The 290-nt window shown below is 47.9% G+C and carries 1 pseudogene; it reads left to right on the top strand.

What is annotated here, in order from left to right:
* Positions 1-58: 58 nt before the first annotated feature.
* Positions 59-290 (top strand): annotated as a pseudogene (locus AB9F29_RS22290) (hypothetical protein); the annotation flags it as partial.

The following is a 290-nucleotide window of genomic DNA, read 5'->3' as shown; positions in this document are numbered from 1 at the left end:
CAACCTAGGGTGGTTATGGAGTCATATGCTATTTTTTCGGGCGATAGAGGCCTATTGAATGAAAGACCATACTGATAATGTAGACTTTTGCGAGACAGCTTATGTCTCTAGTGACGTTCGCTACTATCCAACACACCATCGGGCACAAATAAGTACCCATCCAACCTACCCAAAACGGCTTTTTGACTTGGGGTTCGCGATGGTTGTTTTGCCGATCTTGGTGCCGGTTCTTGCAATCCTCTGGATGTTGGCCTCAAGGGGCGGTCCGGGTCTATACTATCAAAACCGGG

Origin of the sequence: Falsihalocynthiibacter sp. S25ZX9, assembly GCF_041205405.1 — a bacterium.
GTDB classification, from domain to species: domain Bacteria; phylum Pseudomonadota; class Alphaproteobacteria; order Rhodobacterales; family Rhodobacteraceae; genus Falsihalocynthiibacter; species Falsihalocynthiibacter arcticus.
The sequence above is the reverse complement of the archived record's forward strand: the minus strand, read 5'-3'. Positions and strand labels throughout refer to the sequence as shown.